Source organism: Paracoccus thiocyanatus, assembly GCF_900156255.1.
Classification (GTDB): Bacteria; Pseudomonadota; Alphaproteobacteria; order Rhodobacterales; family Rhodobacteraceae; genus Paracoccus; species Paracoccus thiocyanatus.
Map to the genome: position 1 here is coordinate 1 of NZ_FTMK01000053.1, position 2,848 is coordinate 2,848.

The window sequence follows — 2,848 nt, forward strand, 5'->3', positions numbered from 1 at the left end:
GTCTCTCTCCAAATCCAAAACCTCCGCCGCACATGTGCGTGGAGAATGAAGGCATCAACTCAAAAATGGCAGGAGGGGATCGGCGTCGCGCTTACGGACGTGGGTGCAGCGCGGACTGGCGCATGCGATCCCGTTGGCCGGAAAGGAGCGTGGAAAGGGGGGGCAGGCAGGCACACGCCGGAAGCCTGGCCGGAAAATGGTAGAGATCCGGGTACGGATATAGGCCGAGAAATGCAGCTACGCCCGCCTATAGATTCGTCGACGGAATTCAGCTACTAATCAAATTGGTAAGTGGCGGTGGTCGCAAGGTGAGTTGATGGGTGCTTCGACAGCAGTAAAAGAGACCCTGGTTGTAGAAGTTGGTGAGCAGGACGCGCGACCTCTCCGTGTTGATCGTCCAACCGAAGAACTTGTCGTCGGCCTTGTTGGCGCGGTGGGTGCAGGCGTCTCCACAACAGCTGAGCTTCTGCGCGATAAGCTGGAGAAGGAATACGGCTATACAGTCTCAATCATCAAAGCGAGTGATCTGATCCGCGAGAACGCAGCTAAAACCGTAAAGCCGGCACCTGCGGAAGGGGGTTCGGATCGTATCAAGGACTTGCAAGAAGTGGGAACCTTGCTGAGAGATAAATTCGGCGAGGATTATGTTGCTGCGAAAGCGATAGAAGCGATTGCTGTTTATCGGAGCGCTGCTGGCGGATATGACGAATCGACCCAAGTCCCCCAGCCGAAACGCCTTAGACAAGCAACTATAATCGACTCGCTCAAACACCCTAGGGAGACGGAACTCCTTAGGCGTGTATATGGTGGAATGTACTGGCAGTTCACCGTTTTCGCGCCGGAAGCTGTCCGTGAATCTCGCCTCAAGGTCCAAGGCATCGAGAAAGATGACCTGGCGGGAATATTTACGCGAGATGAAAATGATCGAGAAGGTGACCATGGCCAAAAAGTAAGTAAGACTGCTTACTTATCAGATTATTTTGTTCGAAATGATGGTCAGAACGATGTTCGACTGGGAGCAGTGGTTGATCGTTACCTCGAGATAATTTTTAATATTTCTGTTCATACACCGACCTCGGATGAGGCTGGCATGTATGCGGCCGTTTCTGCTGCAAGTAAATCCGCGTGTTTGTCGCGGCAGGTTGGTGCGGCGATTTATTCTGGGAAGGGTGAATTGCTAGGTGTCGGGTGGAATGATGTCCCGAAGGGTGGTGGCGGTTTATATTCTGCAGATGACAGAGACAGAGATCATCGTTGTTTCAAGTGGGGCGGCCGAGTATGTCACAATGATCGAAAAAAAGAAGATCTTTACACGAAAATATACGACAGATTATCGCGGGAGGGACTGCTTGTTAAAGGTGCAAGCCGCGACCAGCTACGAACACAGCTTCTAAAAACACCGGTTAGAGACCTAATCGAATATAGCCGATCAATTCACGCTGAGATGGAGGCGATAGTTTCAGCCGCGCGATCCGGAAAGCCCGGTATCGTTGGAAGCACTCTCTATACAACGACGTTTCCCTGCCACAACTGCGCGCGGCATATTGTGGCCGCAGGTATTTCGAAGGTTTTCTACGTCGAACCTTATGCAAAGAGCTTGGCTCTAGAGCTTCACAGTGATTCGATTGGTGTGATCGGCGATGCGGGGGGGCAGTGTGCGTTCTTGCAGTATGAGGGTGTTGGGCCCGATAGCGCTCTCAAGCTGTTCCATCATGGCGTCGAGCGGAAGCAAGGTGGCAAGGCGATCATTCAAGAGAAGAAAGAAGCCCTACCAGTCCTCCCTCCGCCAATGGATGGATTCACAACCCACGAAAAACGCGTTATAAGACGGATAGCTGATGCGGAGGCAGAGGTCGCTCACGCAGAGAGTGGGGTAGGCAGATGAAGAAACGGGCTCAGGGCCATCGAGAGCAGCCGGAATTTCTCTTTGTTTTCAGAGGAAGGACTGGCGAGGTGCAAGATGTCAGACCTTCCTGCGATGATTCGAAAAACTCTGGCTCGCTTAGCGAAGATGTGTCGCAGGCGCATCGGGAGAAGCTACTCGCTCAGCTGCGTGAGTATGGATGCTAACCTAAAGATTGTAGGTTCAGATCCCACCTTCGCAACCAAAATCTGATATAAATATCAGAAGCCTACCGGGCGACGACAAGCAGCGGCTTTTGCCGTGCGCACGTGACTTAGCACCAACTCAACAAAAATCACCGGGGGCGAGGCGAGGGCGGGCAGGTCAGGCTGCCCGTCTTCCGAACTTAGGCCGATAGGGGCCGGGCGTGCGCGGCAACCTCAGCTTCCGATCTCAACGGCCGACGACCCGTTCAGGCAGGTTGCGAACCTGGCGTTAGGCGTCCATCATCAATCACGAGAGGCAATAAGGCGGAGCTTGGGCTTTGTAGCCGCAGCTCTCACAGGTTCCGGTGGAAGAAGACCGTGCATAGCCGCGAACTCTTCAGGTCCGATACGGACGGCGTCTGCAAGTTCCTCAATCTGATAGCCAAGCCCTGTAAGGTGCATGTCCACCAACTGTCCGGCGAGTTTGCCCGTCTCGGGCTCAATGTCAAATTCCTGCGGTTCACGCGTCCTGTATCCCGACGCGCTCATTCTCTTGTAGAGTGAGATCGCTGCTTCATCTGTGATCGCCCTGAGAGCTTTCGCCCGATAGATCAATGCAGACATTGCTGTACGCCACTTCTGCTTAAGCTGACCCAGCCTCGGAATGGAAAGGCCGCGCTTTAGGTCAGGCAATACGCCTTCGCTTGTGAACCGGCGTGCAAAATTGACCCCGTAACGGGGTAATCGGCTTCCAAAAATGACCCCCTTACGCTGATGGTCATGATGCCTCCGAGGCTAT

2 protein-coding genes are annotated in these 2,848 nt (G+C 53.7%); one reads left to right on the plus strand and one right to left on the minus strand.

Annotation, left to right across the window (positions count from 1 at the left end):
• Positions 1-316 precede the first annotated feature (316 nt).
• On the plus strand, positions 317-1,885 hold the full coding sequence (locus tag F3H32_RS17550; RefSeq protein WP_149766936.1) for an anti-phage dCTP deaminase: 1,569 nt from the start codon (positions 317-319) through the stop codon (positions 1,883-1,885).
• A 467-nt stretch (positions 1,886-2,352) separates the two neighbouring features.
• Here the strand turns inward: F3H32_RS17550 and F3H32_RS17555 are convergent, their stop codons facing one another.
• Positions 2,353-2,742, minus strand: a complete 390-nt coding sequence (locus F3H32_RS17555) for a hypothetical protein (RefSeq protein WP_188128716.1) — start codon at positions 2,740-2,742, stop codon at positions 2,353-2,355.
• Positions 2,743-2,848 lie beyond the last annotated feature (106 nt).